Origin of the sequence: Mycoplasma phocimorsus, from assembly GCF_030077875.1 — a bacterium.
GTDB lineage: Bacteria > Bacillota_I > Bacilli_A > Mycoplasmatales > Metamycoplasmataceae > Mycoplasma_H > Mycoplasma_H phocimorsus.
Genome location: NZ_JASEJT010000008.1, coordinates 1 through 23,983 on the forward strand (window position 1 = coordinate 1; position 23,983 = coordinate 23,983).

General features: G+C 23.3%; 19 protein-coding genes and 2 rRNA genes. 12 read left to right on the plus strand and 9 right to left on the minus strand.

Annotation, left to right across the window (positions count from 1 at the left end; translation table 4 throughout):
* Positions 1-343: 343 nt before the first annotated feature.
* Genes QMA87_RS02470 through QMA87_RS02475 form a run of 3 tightly spaced genes read left to right on the plus strand, consistent with a single transcriptional unit; the run spans position 344 to position 4,472 of the window.
* Positions 344-1,531 carry a DNA methyltransferase gene (locus QMA87_RS02470; protein ID WP_347276992.1) on the plus strand — a complete coding sequence of 396 codons (1,188 nt, stop codon included), beginning with the start codon at positions 344-346 and terminating at the stop codon, positions 1,529-1,531.
* Positions 1,506-1,997 (plus strand): DNA methyltransferase, encoded by a 492-nt coding sequence (locus tag QMA87_RS03220; protein WP_347276993.1) that lies wholly within the window; start codon positions 1,506-1,508, stop codon positions 1,995-1,997. Before QMA87_RS02470 ends, QMA87_RS03220 begins: the two co-directional genes overlap by 26 nt.
* 39 nt (positions 1,998-2,036) lie before the next feature.
* Entirely contained in the window at positions 2,037-4,472 is a 2,436-nt protein-coding gene (locus QMA87_RS02475; protein WP_283833790.1) for a DEAD/DEAH box helicase family protein, read from the plus strand.
* A gap of 268 nt (positions 4,473-4,740) precedes the next feature.
* Here QMA87_RS02475 and QMA87_RS02480 read toward each other — a convergent pair whose 3' ends face one another.
* The 4 genes from QMA87_RS02480 to QMA87_RS02495 form a co-directional block, all read right to left on the minus strand.
* Positions 4,741-4,875, minus strand: a complete 135-nt coding sequence (locus QMA87_RS02480; RefSeq protein WP_283833791.1) for a hypothetical protein — start codon at positions 4,873-4,875, stop codon at positions 4,741-4,743.
* A gap of 140 nt (positions 4,876-5,015) precedes the next feature.
* The gene (locus QMA87_RS02485) at positions 5,016-5,609 is read right to left on the minus strand and encodes a hypothetical protein (RefSeq protein WP_283827120.1); all 594 of its coding nucleotides are present in this window, start codon (positions 5,607-5,609) and stop codon (positions 5,016-5,018) included.
* Positions 5,563-6,306: a phosphotransferase family protein gene (locus QMA87_RS02490; protein WP_283827121.1), complete on the minus strand. Its 744-nt coding sequence runs from the start codon at positions 6,304-6,306 to the stop codon at positions 5,563-5,565. The genes QMA87_RS02485 and QMA87_RS02490 overlap by 47 nt, the downstream gene beginning before the upstream one ends.
* A complete protein-coding gene (locus QMA87_RS02495; RefSeq protein ID WP_283827122.1) occupies positions 6,278-6,874 on the minus strand; it encodes a DUF402 domain-containing protein in 597 nt (198 codons plus the stop codon). The genes QMA87_RS02490 and QMA87_RS02495 overlap by 29 nt, the downstream gene beginning before the upstream one ends.
* Before the next feature lie 80 nt (positions 6,875-6,954).
* On the opposite strand from QMA87_RS02495, the gene QMA87_RS02500 reads away from it, so the two are divergent.
* The 8 genes from QMA87_RS02500 to QMA87_RS02535 all read left to right on the plus strand — a co-directional run bounded on the left by QMA87_RS02500 (position 6,955) and on the right by QMA87_RS02535 (position 13,526).
* Positions 6,955-7,170 (plus strand): MAG6790 family protein, encoded by a 216-nt coding sequence (locus tag QMA87_RS02500; RefSeq protein ID WP_283827123.1) that lies wholly within the window; start codon positions 6,955-6,957, stop codon positions 7,168-7,170.
* 267 nt (positions 7,171-7,437) lie between these two features.
* Complete coding sequence (locus tag QMA87_RS02505; protein ID WP_283833805.1) at positions 7,438-8,055, plus strand: IS30 family transposase; 618 nt, start codon at positions 7,438-7,440, stop codon at positions 8,053-8,055.
* An 843-nt stretch (positions 8,056-8,898) separates the two neighbouring features.
* Complete coding sequence (cypl, locus tag QMA87_RS02510) at positions 8,899-10,080, plus strand: ABC transporter thiamine pyrophosphate-binding lipoprotein p37/Cypl (RefSeq protein WP_283833792.1); 1,182 nt, start codon at positions 8,899-8,901, stop codon at positions 10,078-10,080.
* The gene (locus tag QMA87_RS02515) at positions 10,067-10,801 is read left to right on the plus strand and encodes an ATP-binding cassette domain-containing protein (protein ID WP_283833793.1); all 735 of its coding nucleotides are present in this window, start codon (positions 10,067-10,069) and stop codon (positions 10,799-10,801) included. The genes cypl and QMA87_RS02515 overlap by 14 nt, the downstream gene beginning before the upstream one ends.
* The gene (locus QMA87_RS02520) at positions 10,794-12,422 is read left to right on the plus strand and encodes a hypothetical protein (RefSeq protein ID WP_283833794.1); all 1,629 of its coding nucleotides are present in this window, start codon (positions 10,794-10,796) and stop codon (positions 12,420-12,422) included. Before QMA87_RS02515 ends, QMA87_RS02520 begins: the two co-directional genes overlap by 8 nt.
* A gap of 284 nt (positions 12,423-12,706) precedes the next feature.
* Positions 12,707-12,976, plus strand: coding sequence for a hypothetical protein (locus QMA87_RS02525; RefSeq protein WP_347276994.1), 270 nt, complete (start codon positions 12,707-12,709; stop codon positions 12,974-12,976).
* A 96-nt stretch (positions 12,977-13,072) separates the two neighbouring features.
* Positions 13,073-13,237 (plus strand): transposase, encoded by a 165-nt coding sequence (locus QMA87_RS02530; protein WP_283833420.1) that lies wholly within the window; start codon positions 13,073-13,075, stop codon positions 13,235-13,237.
* Positions 13,238-13,373: 136 nt separating this feature from the next.
* Positions 13,374-13,526 carry a hypothetical protein gene (locus tag QMA87_RS02535; protein WP_283833421.1) on the plus strand — a complete coding sequence of 51 codons (153 nt, stop codon included), beginning with the start codon at positions 13,374-13,376 and terminating at the stop codon, positions 13,524-13,526.
* A gap of 281 nt (positions 13,527-13,807) precedes the next feature.
* On the opposite strand, the gene QMA87_RS02540 is transcribed toward QMA87_RS02535, so the two are convergent.
* From QMA87_RS02540 to rrf (QMA87_RS02555), 4 genes are all read right to left on the minus strand, one after another.
* Complete coding sequence (locus QMA87_RS02540) at positions 13,808-15,931, minus strand: C1 family peptidase (protein ID WP_283833422.1); 2,124 nt, start codon at positions 15,929-15,931, stop codon at positions 13,808-13,810.
* Between the two features lie 1,563 nt (positions 15,932-17,494).
* Positions 17,495-18,373: a 5'-3' exonuclease gene (locus tag QMA87_RS02545; protein ID WP_283823387.1), complete on the minus strand. Its 879-nt coding sequence runs from the start codon at positions 18,371-18,373 to the stop codon at positions 17,495-17,497.
* The gene (gene dnaE / locus QMA87_RS02550) at positions 18,373-21,303 is read right to left on the minus strand and encodes a DNA polymerase III subunit alpha (RefSeq protein ID WP_283833795.1); all 2,931 of its coding nucleotides are present in this window, start codon (positions 21,301-21,303) and stop codon (positions 18,373-18,375) included. The genes QMA87_RS02545 and dnaE overlap by 1 nt, the downstream gene beginning before the upstream one ends.
* 79 nt (positions 21,304-21,382) lie before the next feature.
* Positions 21,383-21,488, minus strand: a 5S ribosomal RNA gene (gene rrf / locus QMA87_RS02555).
* A gap of 450 nt (positions 21,489-21,938) precedes the next feature.
* Between rrf (QMA87_RS02555) and QMA87_RS02560 the strand changes: the two genes are divergently transcribed.
* Positions 21,939-23,687, plus strand: coding sequence for a S41 family peptidase (locus tag QMA87_RS02560; RefSeq protein WP_283833796.1), 1,749 nt, complete (start codon positions 21,939-21,941; stop codon positions 23,685-23,687).
* 145 nt (positions 23,688-23,832) lie between these two features.
* Here QMA87_RS02560 and rrf (QMA87_RS02565) read toward each other — a convergent pair.
* Positions 23,833-23,938, minus strand: a 5S ribosomal RNA gene (gene rrf, locus QMA87_RS02565).
* Positions 23,939-23,983 lie beyond the last annotated feature (45 nt).

Genomic DNA, 23,983 nt, shown 5'->3' on the forward strand with positions numbered 1-23,983 from the left:
TGCAGTTTAATATATTAAATTTAGACATACTTAAATTATAGCATACAATGTATATTTAAAAAATAAAAAAAGGATATATTTATATATCCTTACTAAAAATATATGGCTTTAACTTGGAAACTCAGGACTTGATATTTCATTTTAGAAAAGTTAGTAGCAAGACTAGCTTTTTTTGTTTATTTTTAAATAATATTTTTAATAATTTTATGACATTTTCAAATTTAATTTTAATTAATATTTATATGAAATATAACTAGTTTTAATCATTTTATTTTATATATAAGAATTTAATGTGGATACTTTTACTATATAATAAAAAGGTTAATATATAGTGAGGAAAAACATGAAATGAGAAGAAAAACACGTTAATCTTTTAAAAGATTATAAGAAAAAAATAGACGATATTGCAGTTAGCGATTTAAATAAAGATCAAAAAGAATTATCTAAAATGATTTTAGATAATCTTAAAGACCCTTTACAGCTTCAAAATGTATTTCAATTTTTAATGAATCGTATTAAAATAGGATTCACTTTTGATGCTGCCCCTGAAGTGAATAAAAAAGAAATTGCATTATTAAAATTTAATAAAAAATTGTCATTTAATAATAATGAAAATGGCGCAAAAAATCAACTAATTATTGGTGAAAATTATGATGCGCTTAAAAATTTATTAGTAGTGCAAAAAGAAAAATACAAAGAGCACGCAATTGCAAATTATGATGTAATATATATCGATCCTCCTTATAATACTGAATCAGCTTTTTCTGATGGAAATTGTGTAGCTGATGATAAAGAAAAAGTCAATGCCAAAAAATTTATTTATCGCGATAAATTTAGTCGTAACGGTTGACTTAACATGATGAACGAAAGACTTCAACTTGCAAGAAAACTTCTTAAAGAAGATGGAGTTATTTTTGTTTCAATAGATGATAGCGAACAAGCTTATTTAAAAGTTTTAATGGATGAAATTTTTGGTGAAGAGAATTTTGTTGCGAATATAATTTGACAAAAGAAAAACTCAGGAAGTGGAGCTGACTCAAAACATCTAAAAATATTAACTGAATATATTTTGTTTTACACGAAAAACAAAGACAAATTAGTTTTAAATGAGCTTCAAATGGAACTTAATAATTCAAATTATAAATTTGAAGATAAATTTGTAACTACAAGAGGGAAATATTTAACTAAACAATTAGATATGGCTTCACTTACATGATCACAAGGTCTCGATTATGTTATAGAATATGAAGGAAAAAAATATTTTGCCGGATCTAGTGAAGAGAATTATGAATTGCGTAAGTCTGGAAAACACGCCGAAAAAGATTGACGTTGAAGATGAAGCAAGGAAAAACTTCAATGAGGCATTGAAAATGATTTTATTGTTTTTCAAAATGGAAAAGTGTTTTCTAAACAATATCAATATGTGGATAATAATAATAACCCAATAAAGAGAACAAATAAATTTACAAATATTATTTTTGATATTCATGGAACTAAAGGTACTGATGAGCAAAAAAAATATTTTTATTAATAAAGTATTTGATCATCCTAAGCCAGCTGAATTAATAAAATATTTAATTAATTTAACTACTAATAAAAATGCTAAAATTCTTGACTTTTTTGCTGGCAGCGGAACAACAGGTCACGCTGTTATGGAGCTAAATAAAGAAGATGGTGGAAATCGTAGCTTTACTCTTGTAACTAATAATGAAAATAACATTGCGCTAAACGTTACTTATGAACGTTTATATAGAATAAATAAAGGCATAGGCACAAACAATGAAAGCTTTAAATGAGCTGAAAAAAATGAACCATATAAACAAAACTTAAGCGTTTTTGATATTAAATACTCAAGCATTGATTTATCACAAGATGAAAACCAATTATTAAGTTTAAAAGAAACTCTTAGAGAATCATTAAAAGAATTTGGAGTAAATTCTTTTAATGATGAAGACTTACTTTTAAATTTAGAAAGACTATACGCATTAGGGAAATAGCAATAAATTTATAATAAATCCCTAAAGAGGAGAAAGATGATGAGATTATCTAACCAACAAAAACGAGCAGTTGAAGAACTTATTGATTACTTTAGAGAATCATATAAACACAAACAAAATAAAGAAGAAAATATTGTTGAATTTAAAGCACCCACCGGATCTGGTAAAACATTTATGATTGCCAACTTTATTGATAAGGCGGCTACCTATAATAAACATAATGGGTTTAATAAAAAAATTATTTTTGTTGTTATGACTGTTTCAACAGCAGAATTACCAAAACAATTATTTTATAGTTTTGAAAAATATAAAGATTATTTAGAAAATAAACTTGAACTAGAATTTGAACATAAACAATCTCCTAGTGCATCTAAAGTTAAAGCTAAAGATGCCACTTATGACTTTAAATCTAAAGATAATAAAGTATTTATTTTTGGTGCATCATCTTTCGGTAAAGGAACAATTTTTAAAGAACAAGGTGTTCTTGATTCATTTATTCATGAAATAAAAGAAAATTATCATATTGTTTATATTAGAGATGAAGCACATATTGGAACCGCTAAAGTCGAAGCTAAAAATGATAACGTTACAGCTCATAAAGCATTTTCTAATATTGCTAACTTTCAAATTCTTATGACTGCTACACCAAAAGGCGAATATAAACAAATAACTATTACTGAAAAAGATTTAGAAAATGACAACATTCAACTATTAAAAACTGAAGGACTCAATAATCAAGGAATAGAAGACATAGAAAAAGATGAAATTTCTGATGTTGACATACTTGAAAAAGCTTGTGAAAAATTTAAAGAAATAAAAAAACATTATATTCAAGATGAAGGATTAATTGAAAGTATTAATCCAGCAATGTTAATTCAAGTTTCTGATAAGTCAGCTAAAAAAGCTAAAGAACATGATGAAGCCATTAATAAATATATTAAGATTTTGCAAAAGTATAATTTGACATGAGTTAAATATTTTTCAGATGAAAAAGTATCTTCTAATTTAAGAGGAAAATTCACTTTAAAAGAAATTTCGAAAAATAATAGTGATATTGATGTCATCATTTTTAAAGTGGGTCCAGCAACAGGATGAAATATACCTCGTGCATGTATGTTGGTACAAATACGAGATATTTCATCAGATAGTTTAAACATTCAAACTCTTGGAAGAATTAAAAGAAATCCTAACCCATATTTTAATTTTAAAAAAGATTCATGAGCACTTAAATACTGAGTTTATTCTAATTATGACAACATGAAAAATTCTGATATTAAGCAAGAAAGATATAAACTAAATAATAAATTAGAAAAAGATAAATTTTATTGCGGAATAATTAATGATGGAAAAGGAATTATTGACGAAAAAGAAGTTTCTGAAAAAATTGTTCAATATATAAAAAATCTAGAAATTAAGTTTAAAGATGATTTTGGGTATTTTTTGAAAGAATACAATAAAAATGGATTTATAGCTATTTATGGAAACAAAAAATATAATAATCCAGACGGAAGTTCTAAAAAACAAATTGAATTTGAAATTAATAATATTATAGAATTAAAAAGACATATTAAAAAATTCTTAGATAATAAAAAGAAAATATTTACTGATCAAGTAATAAAAAATCTTAAAGAATATTTTAAAGAATACATAAAAAAATACAATGTTAACTATAATTTAAATTTATTTTGATTTGTTATTTGGCAAAATTATTTAACTAAAATCATTAATAAATTTAATGAAATAAGAAAAGAAATATTAAGAAATAAAGATGTTCCTGAATATAGATTGTCATATGGAAACTTAATGCCAACTGAAGTTATTAATGTAGTGCAAGGGAGTTCAAATTGAATTCAATTTGATGAAAAAGATCTTCATTATGCTTACACAAAAGTTAATGTTAATACAAAAAACAAAAAAGCAGAACATTATTTTGATTCAAAAAATGAAAAGATTTTCGTTGAAGAAATTTTATCTTATTGAAAAAATAATGTCAATAATAAACAAACAGATATTTTTTATGAAACTAATTTATATCGCAATCCCGTTAAAAATGGAGTTTATTTTCAATATTATAATGAACAAGAAGACATTGCCACACAATATCCAGATTTTATTTTAACTTATAAAGATGACAAGTTGGAACATCAATTAAGTATTGAAATAAAAGGTATTTCTAATAATGATATTAATGAAACAAAAACAGAAAAAATAATTAACTCTTATCGTGAAGGGTACTATACTAATGAAAAAAGAGACTTATTTCAAGTAATATCATCAATTTTGATTGAAATTGATCAAAAAGAAAAAAATTTATATCTTAAAGGCGGAGGAAGCAGCAATGAAGACTTTCATAAAATCATTGCAGAAAGAATTAACAATAAAATTAGAATTGATGATATTTATAAGTGAATTGTAGAATTCAAAAAAAATAAATTATCAAAAAACATAAACAAAAATATTCAAAAGTGCCAGTAGGTACTTTTTATTATTGATTTTAATTTATTTATTAATGTAAATTACAACAAGTTAACTAAAAATTAAAATAATACAAGCTTTAGTTATTTATACCTATATCTTTTAATGCGCTTTTTATAAAAAAATTTTAGCATTTTAACACCTTCTTTAATTTTGTTTAGTTTATTAGTAATTTCAATATTATTAGCTTTAATTAATATTACTATTTCTAGTTTATATCGTTTATGCATTTGTAAAATTTCAGTTCAAAATATTAAGTTTTTTTATTTTATTTTAATTCAAGCTTATTAGTCTGACGCTGTTTTTCAATTTTGATTTTAAAAGTTTTAAAATTTTTTACTATTTTTTTGCTTTGTTTAATAATGCCTAAAAGTTTATTTTTAAATTGCCTATTTTTAATCATGTTTTTTATCTGAAATAATTGCTTTTTCTTGTTTATAAACAGTGTATATATATTGTTTTAGCAACTTGAATTTAATTTTATAAGTAATGCTTTTAATATAATTTTAATAATAAAAAATTAGTGATTAACACTAACTTGAATTAAACAGTTGGAATATATCAATCTTTAATTGAACTCATTTTAATTTTTTCAATAGTACTAATTAATTTAGTTTCATCAATTTCTAATTTATACATTATTACTAAAACAATTAAACCTATAAGAGCTAAAATCATTATTGATTCAAATACAATAAATTTTTTTATAATTCTTTTTTTCATGCTTTCTGTTGCTGACATAAATAAAAAAATTATAAATATATAAAATGAAAAAAACGGAATAGTCATATAAGCAATAACTGAATATCATCAAGAGTTTGCACCAAATAATGAAGTATAAATACTTAATAAATTATTTTGTTTGAAAAAAATATTTTCATTAAACTCTAATTTCAATTGTAATAATCTTTCTTTAATTATAGGAAGAATCATTTCTTCAATGCTACTAATAGTTTCTTTCATGTTAATAGATGCAAGTATAGTAAGAGCAATTGATGTAACTACTAGTAAAAACGGAACAGCAAAAAATCAAAAAACACATGATTTTAAAAAGTTTTTTGATGCTTTTATTTTTCCTGTTTTTTCCATATTAGTTTCTTTTTCTTTTTGTATTAATTCTTCTTTGTAATATTTCATTAGAATATTTATCCATGTTTTGAATATACATAGTGTCGTCGAAATATTTAATTGGCTGACTATTTACTCATAAAACAACTAAGTAATTAACTAAAATTTTATTTTGAAGAACATATTCATAATTATAGTCACCATATGTATTTAAAAATAATGTTTCTTGTTCGTCACTTAATTTTGATGTTTCAATAAAATATGCTAAATCGAAATGTTTATCATTCATAGTTGCATACTCTCAATCTACAAATAAAATTTCATCACCTCTTTTTATCATATTTACAGGTCATAAATCATTATGACATGGAGTATCTTTTTTCATATTGGCTAAAATTTTATTTATTTTTAAATAATATTCATTTAATTTAGGAATATTAATATTTTTAGCAGATAATATTTTTAAATATTCTTTAACTCTGCCCTTAATATTAAATTTAGGAAATTTTAATTTAGAATTATGAATTTCTTTAAGTTGTTCGGCTATTTTAATGATATTTTCATCATTCATTATGGGATTTTCACCCTCAATAAACTCTCACTCAATAAAATTTTCATCATTTTTCATCAATTTTGGTACAAATTTAAAAATATTTAAAATTGTATAATCAATATTATGATTAAAGCCATTTTTCTTTTTTTCTTGTGCGAAATTATCATTTGATATATAAGATATATTAGTGAATCCAGGGGTTATTTTTTTCATGTTTATCCTTTATTTTTTTATTTTGAAATTTCAGTAACAATTTATCTTGCTCGAGAATCGTTTTTAAATTTTCTAGATTGTGATAATCAAACATTTCTAAATCATTATAATAATATCCAATAATTTTTTCAATAACTTTATAAAGAGATTTTACAAGTTTATTTGGATATTTATATTTTAATTTGTTTTTAGTAAATTCTTCGCGATCTACAATGCGAAGAGTATCTTTAGGATAGATTTTAATATCTAAATCATAATCAATATATTTAATAGTATTATCTTCAAAAATATATTTTGAAGCCATATTAAAATAAAAATAATTACCATCAGGTCGAATTGTTAGTAAACAATTATAAAGTTCTTTTTTAGGAAAGAACCAAAAACCACAATTATTAAATGATCAAATTTTATTATTAATTTCAGACACTTTTGCTTTTTTAGGAAACAGAATAATATATTTGCTATTTTCATAAATAACTTTTAAATTATTTCACTGTCGATATAAAGTTCCATCATGCTTATATGCTTGCACATTAATATATTCATGTAGGAAATTGTTGTCTTTCATTTTCCTCCTTTTCACATGCTAATTTTAATTGCTCATTGATTATTATAACATTATATAATTATATTATAAAGGAGGTATGTATGTACCAATATAAAGCAATTTTAAATTCTACAAAAGAGGTAATAGCAAGTGAGCATACCATTGAAGAAATAGAAAAGAGAATTGTTCACTTTAAACGTCAGCAAAAATACCACGAACATACTAGAGCTAATGAAAAAATTAGTATTTATCATGTAATTAGAAATAATAAAGAAGGAGCTGAAAGCAGTAAAGAAGTTCTTATTAAAGAAGTCTAAATCTTTTTTCTAATTACTAATGGAAGAATAAAAATTTATATAAAACTACATTTACGCCATAGTCATTTACTATGGTGTTTTTAAATAAAATTTTTAGTTTAAAAAATATATATTTCATAAAATAGTTGCAAAAATAATAACCAAATTTTTATTTAGTTACAAAATGATATTTTGTTTACATTAAAACATATTTGTAAGTTTTTTAAATGTTATTAGGAATTAATAGATAAACGGGAACAAAAGAAGAAAGATTTTATTCAAAATTCATTAAAAAATAATATGAACATACGTGCAATTGTTAGACAAATTGGAAAAAGCCCATCTACAATATCTAGAGAAATTAAAAGAAACTCGAATTATTTTGGTTGTTATCAGTTTGAGAAAGCAAATATGAAAGCCGTGAAACGGCACTCTCATAAGCACATGTTTCGCTATTCAGTCAATTTCGAATTTGAAGCCTTTAGTAAACTGTTCAAAAATAAATATGACAAAAAATATTTTGGAATTAAGACAACTTACAATGAACTTAAAAAAGTTGACAATCTAAAAACGCCATCTTTAAGAACAATTTTCAATTGAATTAAAACAAATGCTTGAGTTTTAACAAAAAAAGATAGATTAAGAAGCTATTATAAAAAAGGTGAAAAACGCCAAGCGTCTGTTATAAAAAGGCTAATTACAAGTGCTGATTGCGTACTTCCTATTTGAACAAGACCTAAAAAAATAGATTTAAGAGAGGAATATGGTCACTGAGAGGCTGATTTAGTGCTAGGAAAAAGAGCTTCTGGCTACAGGAATGTATTAACACTAACCGAAAGAAAAACAAGAGTTGGGTTGCCGCTTTCATTACTTCAAAGTTGCCACATGAAATTGACTCAAAATTAAAAGAAATTACCACAAATTATAATCTTGTTGTCAAATCAATAGCAATTGATAACGGAATAGAATTTGAACAAATAAAAATACTGGCGAAATGATTAGGAATAACAATATATATAGAACAGAACCATATGAATCGTTTCAACAAAATTCAAATGAAAATTAAAATGAGCTAATTAAAAAAAATTTAAAAAGGGATATAACTTCAATTTAATCACTAAATTCAAACTATTAGAAGTTGTAAATAAAATTAATAATATGGCTCAAGAGATTTTCAACTGAAAATTATTTCAAGAGCTATTTTTATTAGATAAAAATAAGCAAATTTAACATTTCTTAATTTATCAAACATATTTAAAATTTAGATTTATAGCAGCTTCGATTTGTTTTGAAATGTTTTTGTTATTGTTATAGGCATTTTTTTATTGTAACAAACAAAAAGGCAAAATAAAAAATATCAAACACGCATGTGTTGTGCTTGATATTTCTCTTTAGGACTTTAAACTAAAGATTGAAGTTTTACAAAATAGCCCTATTAAAATAATTGATATTTACAAGCGAATAGTAGAATACAAATAAGAAAAATTAGTTTAGAAAATAAATAATTATTAAAAATTTAATAAACTAAACTGCAAAATGTTAAAGCAAGACAAAACGACGCTTTATAAAAATGATTTTTTATCCTACCTTAATTTCAATTTTTAATTTCCTTTAAATAAAATTATATAATTTATTTGACAAGGGTGCTTATATGGCTGAGATTATACCTTAACTGATCATGGTAATTCATGCGTAGTTATGTCATATTTTTTGCTGTTTTAAAATACCTCTTGTTGAATGGAGGTATTTTTGTTTAAAAAAATATTGGTTTTAAAAATGATTATAATCCCTTTAGCATCTATATCATGTTCGCAAAAAGAAAAAAATATTACAATTTGAAATTCATGATTACCTGATGAATTTAAAAAAGAAGGAATGCAATTTGTGACTAATTTTAATAATAAAATAAATAATTTAATAAAAATTGATTCCGAGCTTAAAGATATAGGAAAAATTAATTTTGAATTTAAATCTAATAATAATGATGTGATTTATCAAAATATTATTTCTAATAAAGAAAATTGTGATTTTGCAATAGTTCCTTATAGAGTTTTTAAAAATTTAAACTTAGATGAAATTGATTTTCAAATTGCCATGCAAACTGCTACAAAATCATTTTCCTGAGCATACGATGATGAATCCACTTACGGACAAAAATCTTTTTCTAATATAACTAACAGTTATAATGAAAAATTAAATTTAAGCGATTCATTTGAAAATTGAGGCAATAATTATGGTTACAAAAATGGCATTTATAGTGATTTTTATAAAATGGGAACAAGCTCTACTTACAGAGGCCAAATAATTATTTCTGGCGATAAAGATACATTGAATTCAATAAAAACTGCTTGAAATAACAAGGATTTAAAAAAGTTTATTAACCACGGAATTATATTTAAAAGTAAAAAAAGCAGTGGAGCATATAAATTGCAAAGATCTTTACTATCTAAACACTTTAATGTTGATATTAATGAAATTGAAAATAAGTTAGATTCCATTAATGAGGAAATAGTTTTACTTAAAAATCCTGGTGAATTCATTGGTAAATCAACTGAAGAGACTGGCTTAAAAAAAATATATCATATCGCCTTTACTGATCATGGCGTATTTAATTGAACAAAAAGTAAAAATAAATTATTCACACCTAAAAAAGGTGATAAATTAGAAATTTTATCAGTAACCAATCCTGCACCATACAGTGTTATGATTGCAAGAAAAGGTTTAAATCCCAAACTGGTAAATTTAATTAAAAAGGTTTTCGCTGAATTAAAAACTGAAGAAAATGTTTATGGCAATTTTACTGGTTACGCAAAGTTTTATCAAATTAATTTGAATACTTTTAAAGCATTATTAAATAATTATAATTACTCTGAAAATAACATTGGTTCATATCAATCACCAAAGGAATTATTAAAAAATGGAAACAATTAAAATGATAAATTTAAAATTTGGATATAACGAAACATCATTATTTTTACCATTTAATTATACTTTTAAACAAGGAGAAATGGTTGCTATTGTGGGAAATTCAGGTATTGGTAAAACAACATTTTTAAAAACGCTATGCGGATTTATAAAACCAATAAGTGGTCAAGTTAAAATATGTGGTTTAGATATTAATTTAAAAAATAATAGAAAAAAAATATCAAAAATAATTGGGTTTTTAACACAAGAAAATTCTTTGATAGAATTTGAAAACGTATTTAATAACTTATATAGAGAAACCAATTTAAATGAAAAATTTTTAAACAGAATGTTAGGTATTGTTTCAAAAAATAATCAAAAAAAGATTATTGATGTTTTAACATCGTTAAATATTAGCGATAAAATATTAACAAGAATTGACGAACTTAGCGGCGGTCAAAAACAAAGAGTTAATATTGCCAGAATTTTATTAAATAATAATAAAATAATATTAGCAGATGAGCCTACAAGTAACTTAGATTTAAAATCCGCAGCATCAATTATTGATATTCTTTTCAATATAAAAAAGTTTAAAACAATATTTATTGTTATTCATAATATTCATTTATTAAGTGATAAATTCGATAAAGTTATATTTTTTGAAAATAACAAAATTAACATAATAGAAAAAGTGAATACAAAAATCATTAATGAATTAAAAAGAAAAATGGAAGATTATTTTGAATAATTTATCGAGTTTTTTTAAAAAGAAGATAACAAAAAGAATTTTAATTTATTTTTTCTGAATAATTTTTTTAACTTTATTGTTTATTCAAAATTGATCTATAAATATTGATGGATTCAAACAATTTAAGAATAATATAATTAAACTTTTTAATCCCACCAATTTAAGTACATATACTGACATCAAACAAACTTCAAGTCTTTTTGTTATTAGTATTTCATTTCTTTGAATAAGCATTAAGTATACACTTATTGGAACATTCTTAGGGTTTATTTTAGCAATATTAACTTCATTTATGTCTTCAGTATTTTTAGAACATAAATTTATTAAAACTCCAATTAAAATATTAATTTTAATAATTCATTCTATTCCAGAACTTCTTTATATTTATTTATTTTCATCAATATTTAGTTCATACTTAGCTTTATGCTTTATCATGTTCTTTTTTTCATGGATTTGAATTCATAAATATTTGTTAGAAATTTTAAATACAATTGATTTAAAATTATATAATAATAGCAATTTACAAGGCAATTCTAAAATTAAATCATTTTTTATAAAAATTTATCCCATTATAAAAAACAGATATTTTGAACGGTTTTTATATTCTTTTGAATCTAATTTAAGATGGGGCTCAATTATTGCTTTAACAGGATTGCCCGGTATTGCACTTTTAATTAAGTACGCTCAAGAATCAACAACAACATTTAATCAATTTTTAATACCTGCCTTAATTCTTAGCGCATTTTTGCTAATGCTAGAATTAATTAATATTATTTTTAAAAAATTATTATTTGAGAATAAAACAAAAATATATAAACAAAATAAAACAATTTATGATTTTAGAATTTTAATTGTAAAAATAATTTTTGTTTTATTAGTCATTTTTTCAATTTATACACTTTATCAACTGGATTTCAGACTAATTTATTCGCAAAATTTAATAAACAAGTTAAAGCAGATGTTTGTTATTAATTTTAATGTATTTAATATTAGAAATAAATTAGAAGATAACATATATTATTCGTTACTACAATCTATTAGTTTTTCATTGCTTTGTGCCACTTTTTCAATATGTTTTTCGCTGTTTTGAATTAGATTTTCTAACTTACATCTTAATAAAAAACCTTTATATCTAACATTAAGATTTTTAAATACTTTATTTAGATCACTGCCTGTCATAATTATCTTTTTTATATTAAATCCATTATTTATTAATTCTATTTTGCTATTAATTTTTACAATTTCGTTTCACAAATCGCTTTCAATATCAAAACAAATTATTCAGTCAATTGATTCAATTGATAAAAATATTATTAATAATTTAAAAATGCAAATGCGCTCTAATAATTGAATTTTTAATAAATATATATTTAAAAAATTTAAAAATGAATTTTTATCAGTTTTTCTAATATTAATAGAACTATCATTTCGTTATTCTATTTCTTATTCAATAATTGCATCAAATGATTTGATTATTGGAACAAAAATATCAAATATATTTAATGAAAAAATTTGTGATATCTCTTTATATACACCATATATTTGAAGTTCATTTTTTACAATTATTAGTTTAAATATGATGAGTTATAAGCTCAATATAAACAAAACAAAATATATGTAAAAATTTAAATACATAAAAAACAATTAAATAAAAGCAGTAAAACAGAACAAAAAAGATCTCTTTAATAAGTGTTGTTTATACCATAAATATGTTATAGAGAAGTTAAATTGTCTAGGCATTTTGATCTCCTATAACATACAAATAACACAAAAAAATACTCCATAAAAGAATGCCATTTTTCTGTCCCAATCTACAGTTATTAATTATAACACTTTTATTCCATTTATTATTGAAATTGAAAGACATACGATCTTAAAAAAGTAATAATAATTGCCGATAAAGGCATGCCAATTAACAGAAATATAAAGTTTTTAAAGGCAAATGATATAGATTTTATTATTTCTTACCGTTTAAAAACCTCTTCAAAAGAATTTAAAAAATTTGCACTTGATGAGACCGCATATAAACAAATTAATTTAAGCGTGCAATATATAAAGAATATGAATATAACTATTACTAAAATAGTAAAAGAGTTAATAAAAATATTCGAAGAAGAATTATTGCATATAACATTTCTCAGGCTAAAAAAGATAAAGAAGATTGTAGAAATTTAATCAATAATTTTACTAAAAATAAAACTCAAAAGGTATTGTTACTGCCAATAATATTATTGGAATTAAGAAGTATAAATTTTATAAAAAAATTGGAAAATGGAATTTACTTTAGATTACAACAAAATTTTAGAAGATGAAAAATTTGATGGATATTATGTTTATGAAACTTCTAGAATGGACTTAAAAGCAAATGATATTATTGAAATTTATCATAAACAATGACAAATTGAAAAAAACTTTAGAACACTAAAAATGCTCTAAAAATTAGACCTGTTTACATCTGAACAGATAAGCACATTAAAGGTTATTTTATACTTAACTTTATTACATTAATTATTTTAAAGTATTTTATCTTTATTATTAATAAATTATATAAAGACAAAGGAATAACAAAAAAATGACTAATGATAAATTTATAATGACGCTTAATTTAAAACAAACACTAGTAAAAATGATAGGTGAAAAAATAATAGAAAAAACTATTTGACCAAACGAATATGAAAAAGTAAAATTACTATATAGCAATATTCAAAAATCATTAAAATGGTAGTAATTTTAATAAAAACTCAAATACAGGCTTTTCAATTGCCGCATTTGAGTTTTATTAAAACCTGGAAAGGCAAGCTATCCTAGTTTAATTAAAATCGTGTTTTTATTTATATATACTATTTTGAAATAAAAAAGTTTATACTTTATATATTAAATATAAACAAAAATATCAACAATACATTATTTTACATCAAGCTATCTTGGCGTGAGTAAGAACATGTTTAATGGTGATATTTTTTATATTTAAACGGCATTGCTTTTATTTAATTATTATTTTTAAAATTAAATAAAGAATTTTGCAATTATCCCACTTAAAATTGTTATAAAACCTGTAATTGATGTTCAAATTGCTGCATTTTTAATTTCTGAATAATTGTTGTTATTTGAAGGAATAGGTTTATAATTTTTTGTTTGTTGCTGTTTAATTGTTTTTTGAGTTTTTAGTGGTTTGTTATAATAATTAGGTCAACTTCAGCTATTGTTATTATATGAACCGCTGAATGAAGTAGAATATTCTACTTCTGGAGAAATAGTTTTTTTAGAAACTTCTATTATATCTTGTTTATTTTCTTTTTCTTGGCTTTTTATAACTTTAACGGTTATAGGAATATTGTTAGTAAAGTATTTTTCTTCAATACCAGAGTAAGTTAAAGTAACTTGAGTTTCGCCACTATTTAAGGTTTTGTTTTCTGCTGTTCAACCAGGATTTAATTGTATTTGTGAAGCATTTTTAATATCATTATTTACATAAATTATATTTTCTGGATTATATTTGTGTAAATCACCACGTTTAATTGTTAAAAATATTGAATTTTTGCCTTTATAATCGCCAATTCCTTCAATAATTATTTTTGTATAACCTACATTTGATTCAATATGATAAAAACCTTTGTCCCCATCATAAACTTCTTCAGCTGATAATTTATAGTCTTTATTAAGAATTAATTTTTCTTTTCTAAAATTATTTTCATAATAAACTTCAACTAGTGAGTTATTAATTTTTTCTCCCGCCTTATATTTATAATCTTTTAGCTTAATTTCAGCATATTGTAAATCTTTTTCTGATTGCTGACTATTTGTTATATATCACTCCTCAGTAAATGCCTTAATTCTTGCAACAGCACCATTGTGTGCCTTTTGACTATTAATTCATTTACCATTATCTTCAATATAACTAAAATCATTTTGTGAATTTAGTTCATCACCGAAACGCAATTTTGCTCCATTTGAAGGATTTTTAATTTCTGCCACAATAATAAATCATTCGCCTTGCCTAAGATCAATATCTTGACCTAGTTCTATTGTCCTTAAACCACCATGATCAAATTTTTGATTTTTTGTTGTAATAAGTTGCCCTAAAGTTAAGTTACGTGGATTAGCATCATTGTTTCCGCGATATATTTTAACTTCAATTTCAACGTTGTCGCCTTCAATACCAACATTGACTGCTTTTAGTTTTTCTTTAGTGTTATATTTTGCTCCTTTAGCTTGAAAACTAACTGCTGCTTTTGTAAAATTGTGACCCAACACATCTTGATATGATCCATCATAATAATAATTATTTGTATATGTTGATCTTGAAATAAAATCTAAAGTAAACAGGTCTCTCATGTTTGCATCATATGAAACATAGAAATAACCATTTAAGCCCCAATTTGTTCCTCAGCTATTTTTAACAATTCAGCCACCATTTTGTTTTGTTCCTGAACCAAATTTGCTTGCTTCAATAGTATCATCTCATCCAACAATTGTAGCAACATGGCCTTTATCGGCTGATGTTGTATATAAACTAGGATTATAATAAGTATCTGCCATTTGTGAAGGAATAGTATCAAATGATAAAGAAACAGCACCTTTATCTAAAATTGCTTTTTTAACTTGTTCTTTCACATTTTCTTTTTTATGATCAATAATAATTAAATCTTTTAAAACGTAATTTTCTAAGTTGTTATTTTCTTGTCAATCATTACTTTCTTTTTTTAATTTGTTTCATTGCATTAATGAAACACCAGCAAATGTAGAAGTTGAACCTGTTGATTTTCAATTATAATATTTATATGTATCAAAATCTGTATTATGTAACTTATCTTGATATTCGCTTCTGTTTAAAGTGTTGTAAGCTATATTTAACTCTGATAAATCTAGCGTATCTCGCGAAAGATATAATTTATTTTTTAATATATTCGCTTCTGCCACAGCTATTGTTGAAAAAGCTCAACAAATACCATCCTCATATTGATTTTTAACAGATGTTATATATCAATGGTGCGGATTGTTTTCTTCACGAGGATCAAATTTCAAGTCCTTTAAATGTTCTTTTTCTATGTTAGCTTGAGAAACTAATGCAGCTGGTAGAAAAAGAGTTGGTGAAAGACCTAAAATTGATAATAGTAGTTTTTTCTTCATGGAGATCTCCTTTTATTTTTATATTTATTTATATTTAATTAAATACTAATTAATACAAATTTATAATAAAAAATTAAATATATTATTATAATAGCTTAAAAGTTTATTTAAATTTGCTTTTTTGCTATTTAAAAACTTTTCATTCAATGTAAAATTATTTATTTTTTACATTTTATTAATTTTTTAAAAAACAAAAAAATTTTTTTATTATAACGTTCAAAATTTGAAAAATGTGGCATTATTTTTACTTTAGCTTAAAAACTTGTGTTTAAGTCTAAGACAAAAAAATAACATCCGCAATTTTATGATCACTTTTTATTTAAAAGAAATAATGCTTAAAAATTTAACAAAAAATGAATATTGTAAGATTTTTTATAAGTCAACAACAAATAATTGAAAGCAAATTTAAAAAAATTTACAGTTATAGGCCTAAGTTTTACTGTTATAATTTTATGCTAGTAATAGCTGTAATAAAACGAATTATTTTATAATTTAATTTTAAAATGAAATTTTTATTAATGAAAAATAACTTTATTTTAAATAGCAAAAAAATCTAAAACTAGTTAACAAAGAAATTGATACTATTGATCCATATTAATTATGAAATGCCTAAATGAAAAAAAGAAGATAGGTTGTTAAGTGGCATTCCAAGTTAATAAAAGAAATGGAAAAACCTTTAAAAAAGAAGAAAGTGGCTAAAATAAAAAATAGCCAATTTACCGCATCAAAACTATTTTATGTAACTTGCCAGACAATTAGCAAATTGAGAAAAAGAACAGCAAAAATTATGACAAATTATTTTAAAAATAAGTAAATAATATTATAAAAGAAGCGTTTTTAAAAATAAAACTTTTTATAGTAGAAGGTTTTTAAGTACATTTATTGTTCAAAAGTATAATATTTTTATCAATTATTGCACTTTAGAATATATTTTAACTTGTCTTGATTTTAAATATAAGATAAGAACAAAGAAAAAAACAAAGCAAATTAAAAAATACAACCGTCAAAATTTTAAATATTATAAATAGAGATTATAATGATTTATTAAACAGAAACATTTATGCAACTGATGTTACTTATATTAAATCGACAAAGAATATAAAATAAAATCACATTTTTCTATCTGCAACTATAAATCATAAAACTAAATAAATTGTTAGCTGAAGCTATCAATTAAAAATGATTTAAATCTTGTTTTTTATAATGTTAAAGACTTATTAAAAATAACAAATGGCGAAAAATTTATTATTCATTCTGATCATAGGTTTCAATACATTAGCAAAATATATATTGATGAAATAAGAAGCAATAATGGAGAAGTATCATTCTAAAAAGTTAGCAATTTACTAGATAATCGTGAAATTGAATATTGATTTTCAATATTTAAAACAAAATTTTTAAAATTTAAAGATCTAAGCAATCTGGCATTTAAACAATTTGAAAAAAATCAGCAAGTTTGTTAATTGATATAATAATTAAAGAATTTAAAGCAATTTAAAATAAAAAATACTACAACAAGCTGTTATAGTTTCATTTAGGCTAATTCATAAAACATTTTGTGAATTAGTTATTAAGTTTAGCATATTTTTTTAATATATTTTCAAGACAGTATTTAGTTATATATTCCTGATCTTTAAAATTTTTAATTTTTAGCTTTAAATTTGTTTCTAAAAAATTAAAGTTTATATTATAGATTAGTTGTGCTAGATACTTATATTGATTAGCTTTATCTTTATCTGTTAAAAATTTTTCTTGTTGTGATTTAGTTAATTCATTAATATGAAGATAAATATTAGCTAATGAACCATATTTATTTAATAATTTAATAGCTGTAGTTGGCCCTATGCCTTTTATTCCAGGCAAATTATCAGAAGAATCGCCAGCAATAGCCTTGAAATCAACAATTTGATCTCCATTAATACCAAAATAATCATAAAAATTGTTACTATTTAAATGCAAATATTCTTTATTTTTTGGATTTTTAAAAAATATTTCAACATTTTTGTATTCTAACATTTGATACATATCTTTATCTGAACTATAAATATAAATTCGATCATTTTCATCAAATAGTTTATAAGTTGAGGCAATAATATCATCCGCCTCAAATCCTGGTATTTCACAACATTTAATATTTAATCCTTTTAATATAACTTTAATATCATCAAATTGATGAAATATTGAAATATCAACATCGCCTCTACCCGCCTTATATTGATCATAGGCATTATGTCTAAAAGTTTTAGCATGTGAATCAAAAGCAATTAAAAGATGAGTAGGATTTATATATTCAATAATAGAAATTAATGTGCTTAAAAACACGCGAACGCCGCCGATATGAATTCCATTATAAATCCATTGATTTGCTCCGGGTCTATTTGTGGCGTGAAACGATTTAAACATCATTAAATTACCATCAATAAGTAATACTTTTTTTTCCATTATTCTCCTAATTTATTTAATATTTTTGTTACTTTATAATTATTATTTATTGTTTTAATTATTTCAACTTCATAGTATTTGCCGACAATAAATTTTCCGCTCATTAATGTATTTTCAGAAACCCAAAATTTGCCATCTTTGTAACCATCAAAAAATTCAATATTTTCAAGACTAATACCAGTTTTAGTTCTTCTTTTGTTTACTTTTATTATTTGAATTATCATTCTATAAGCAACATCATAAGACATTTGTTCAACGCCTGTTTTATTTTGATATTTAAAGTTTCTAATTCTTAAATCATCAGAAATTACATCGCCAAAATATTTTTTTTGAAACTTTCTAAAAGCTTCATCATCTTCTTCAACTTTTTTTCAAATAATATGGTTAGCTGTATATTCATCATTGTCAAGAAATTCATCAATACCTTTTTGAAATATTTCTGATGATTTTTTTAATTCAGAAACAGAATTAAAAGCATTTAATAATGTTTGTACATTACCAAATATTCTAAGTGAATTTGATTCAATTAATTTTTGAATATTACTATTGCCAACATTCTCATTTAAACAGCCTGCCAAAAATCAAGGACCACTTGACATATATTTTGAATTAGAAAATACAGGTTTTAACTTATTAACTGCCGAAACCCCTATCCCTTTTGCAAAGGTTAAAGGAAGAAAAAGTTTATTATTTTTTCACATTACTGAAGTAGTTGTGTTTTCAATTGATGGCAATTCAATAATAAGATTATTTTGTTTTGCTTCTTTAATTTGCAATCTTACTTTATCTTGTGATGATAAAAATGAATTAATTAAACTTCCATAAAATAAAGCAGGATATTTTGATTTATAATAGGCCATTTTTAAAGCTATAAAAGCATAAGAAACGGCATGAGATTTATTAAATCCATAGTCAGCAAAATGACCAATTTGTGCAAAAATATCATTAGCCATTCTTGATTCATATCCATTTTTAATTGCACCTGAAATAAATTTTTCTCTAACTTCTTCAAGAAGCTCATGTTTTTTCTTACTCATCGCTCTTCTTAAAATGTCAGCTTCTGACAGAGACATTCCAGCAATCTTTTGACAAATTTCCATTATTTGTTCTTGATAAATGATTACTCCATGAGTTTCATTTAAAATTGAATCATAAATAGGATTTAATGTTTTTAATTGATCTTGTTTATTTTTGAATTTAATATATTTTGGAATATTTTCCATTGGTCCAGGCCTAAATAGCGAAATAATGTCATATAAATCTGAAAAAGTATTTACACCAACTTTTTTAAGGCATTTAGTCATCCCAACAGATTCAAGTTGAAATATTCCAAGTGTTCAGCCTTTATTTAACATAGCATAAGTGTTTTGCAAATTTCAATCAGGATTAAATTCTTCTTTTATTCCCATAGCTTGCAATGTTTTTTCTATTTCAGCAATAATTGTTAAATTTTTTAATCCTAAAAGATCAATTTTAATTAATCCATATTCTTCAAGATAATCCATACTTATTTGTGTTTGTGGATATTGATTATCTTGATTTACCCATAAAGGTGTTTTTTCAATTAAAGGTTTATCATTAAGAATAATACCAGCAGCATGAGTAGAAATTTGCCGAGGTCGATCAGCTAATTGTACAGCAATTTCTTTCACAATTTCTCATTTTAAAACATACTTACTATTTTTAATTGCTATATTAAATTGTGTATATTTATTAATTTCATTTGCATTAACTTCAGCCGGAAGTTGAGCCAAAATTGCATTAACTTCGGGAACAGGAATATCTTCATTTCTAGCTATATCTCTAAGAGCAGACTTAAGTCCAAAAGTTTGATAAGTTGTTATTAAAGAAAATTTATCATGGCCATATTTATTATATAAATAATTTAAAACATCATTTCGTTTTGTATCTTGAATATCAATATCAATATCTGGCATTGTTGCTCTTTGTTCATTTAAAAATCTTTCAAAAATTAGTCCATATTTGAGTGGGTTAATTTCAGTAATGCCACATAAAAAAGATACAATTGAACCAGCAGCACTTCCCCGCCCTGGCCCTATTTCAATTTTATCTGGTCTATTTTTTGAATAGTTAACTAAATCATGAATAATTAAAAAGTAATCAGAAAAATTAAGCTTTTCAATGACATTTAATTCATGTTCAAGTCTTGATACAGCTTGCGAATAATTAGAAAACTCATTTTTTTTCTTTTTAAGTTCTTGAGAAGTTATATATCTTAAGTATTCGCTACTACTCATATTTAATGAATTTACAAACTTAGGAAGTTCAAAAGAAACATCTTCCTTTTCATAAACGCATTTTTTAGCTATCTTTTTTGTTCTTTCAATAATTTGATCAGGATATTCACATTTAAATTCAAAGTTTTTTGCATTTTTATTGTCATTAATACCTTTGATTTTTCTAATATTTTGTAATAATTTTTGATCAGAAACTTTTAAAGTGATATTTTCAAAAAGCACAATAGCATGAGAATCATTTTCATCTAATGAGTTATAAAAATAATTATCTAAATTTTTTAAATTTGGAAGGAATCCCGTTTTTGCCTTAAATCCATCAGAAGGATGATCTAAAATATAAAAAAAGTCTTTATCAATTTCATTAATTTCAATTTTTTGATTTTTTGATTTTTTTAAACTTAATTCGCTTAAGTATTTAAATGCCTCTTTATTTTTAGGCAAAAGTATAAATCTATAGTCTTCAACATCAAGATCAATTCCAATAATTGGATTAATATTATTTTTAATACAAAGCTTAATAAAAAGAGCCATTGAAAACATTGAATTTCTTTCAGTAATAGCAAGAAATTTCTGTTTTTTTTCAACAGCCAATTCTACAAGTTCTTCAATTCTTATTGTTGATTCTAAAAATGTATATTCTGAGTTTGTATGTAAATTAATAAATTGTTTCATATTAATATAATTATATAGAGTTTGGTTAAATTTAATTTGTAGTATTTAAGTTTGTTTAACTTTATTCTTAAAAAAATAAAAAAAGCGGCTCCCTATTTTCCCATCTCTGGTATCGTCGGCGTAAAAGAGCTTAACTACTGAGTTCGGAATGGAATCAGGTGGACCTCTTTGCTATAACCACTATGATTAATATTATATATAATATTTTTTAATATATATTTTTTTATTTCAATTTTAAAAAGCCTCAAAATCTTATTTTTTTTATTTTTCTTATTTTTTCTATATACTTATGGTTATGAGTGTTAAATTATTTAAAAAATTAAACAGAAATAATAATATTGTAATTTCTTTACATATTTTTATTTCTATCGTTTAATTTTTTATTTAATATAAATTATTTATTTGTAAAAACGATAGAGAAATAATCTTTATCGTTTTTTATTTTATTATATTTATTTGTAAACGATAGAGAAATAATCTTTATCGTTTTTGTTTTATATAAAGAAAAAATGATGAAAAGTGGAATTAAAGAAATTTATTACAATCGTTAACTAAGTAAGCTTAAATAATTTTTTAGAGCTTGCAAAATATACTAAACACTCAAAACAAGAAAATATAAAAGAAAAGGAAAAAATATGAAATTAAGAAAAATTTTTTTAATTGTTGCAACTAGCGCCCCATTATATTTAACAAGTATTTCAGCAAGCTGTTCTTTAAATGCTCTTGAAAACACCAAAAAAGAAACTGCCCAAGTACCTACTGAATTAGTTAATGATAAAGAAGTTAAAATTAATTCATTAATTTCTAATTATATATTTGAAAACAAATTTATCAAAATTTTCGAACATAAATCTACAAAAGAACCATATATAAATCTTACCAACATTTTTCAAAGATTGCCACAATTGTTTGATGGTGCAAAAATAACAAGAAGCAAAATAAACCCTGATATTTTTATTTTGTCTCATACTAGCTATAACTCATCAATACTTTTTTCTGTAAGTGAAAACAAAATACAATTTAAAGATATGGATCATTTTTATTTTTTAAGGTATATTACAAACAGCCCTACAGTTAAAAGAAAGAAAATAAAACTAGAATATAAGCAACACCATGCATCAAAAAATTACAAATATTTTGATTTAAATCAATTTAATATAAAGATATATAAAATGGATGAAAATTTATTTATACCTTTCTCGCTATTTAATTTATTGTTTATAGCTCCAAATTACCTTTCTTTATATTACAACTTAAAAGAAATTTATTTACTTGATTTTCTTTTAACAGAAAAAAATAAAATAGAAGATGTAGACACTATTTTGGATCGTCATAATCAAACAAAACGTTTGCAAACTTTAAGTGAGCGTTTAAGAACTTACAACTATCTCAAATTTATTTTTGATAATTTATATGGAAATAGAAAAAAATTTTTAGCTGAACAAAAAGTTAAAACATTTGAAGAATTTTTTACGAAAACAGGATTAAAAGAACGGATTCTTTCAAATGATTCAGCTGTATATACAGCTGCTTACATTGAATTTATTCATAAATATATTGACGATTTACATACAACAGTTCAACATGCATCATATTTTAATGATAATAATTATCGTATTTCAGGACCAGAAAATAATAGTAAAAAATTTATGTTTAGTTCTAAATTATCACAAGGTAATCAAGTTATAAAACAAATATTAGATAGTAAAACAAAACACGATCGCAAACATCACGAACATGGCAATTTAGAAATAATTGATGATGTAGCATTTATAGATATTACAAAATTTTCTCTTGATGTAAATAACACTATTTATGACATAATGCAAAATAATATGAAAACAATTCGTGAAAAAAATATTAAAAATGTTGTTATTAATATTTCAGAAAATAGCGGTGGGAGCGTTGCTGAAATGGAAACATTAGCAGGTTATTTCTCTAATGAAGAACAATATGTAGAACGCTTTGATAATGTTTCACAAGGAATTATTAAAATAGGTATCAAAACAGATACAAACGAAGATGCTAAATTTGATAATAATGACGGTTTTCCAGGAATTAACTGATATTTATTAGTTAGCGAATACACTTTTTCTGCTGGTAACTTATTAGCTAAAGTAGCTAAAAATAATAAAAATGTTAAGGTAATTGGTAAAAAAACTGGTGGCGGAATGTATTCAATTATGCCAGTAATTTTACCAGATGGCACTGGTTTAATTATTTCAAGTAACAACGGATACACTTCTTCACTTCTTAAAGAAGGCGAATTAAAATATGAATATGATGACATTGAAAGTGGCGTTCCTGTTCATTTTAATTATGAATACGCTGATTTTTTCAATTATGAAAAAATTGCTAAAGACATTAAAGAAGGAAAATTCTAAACATAGATTTTCCTTCTTTAAAACAAAAAATCAAGCATATAAATGTCGCACTTAAATTTTCCTTTTAAGAGAACCTCATAAAGAGTGCTTTTTGTCCTAATTTATTCTCATTTTTTATTTTGCATATTATAAAATAAAAAAATAAAAAAAGCGACTCCCTATTTTCCCATCTCTGGTATCGTCGGCGTAAAAGAGCTTAACTACTGAGTTCGGAATGGAATCAGGTGGACCTCTTTGCTATAATCACTAATAAAATTATTATAAACATAAATTAAAAAAATTTAAATATTTTTTTT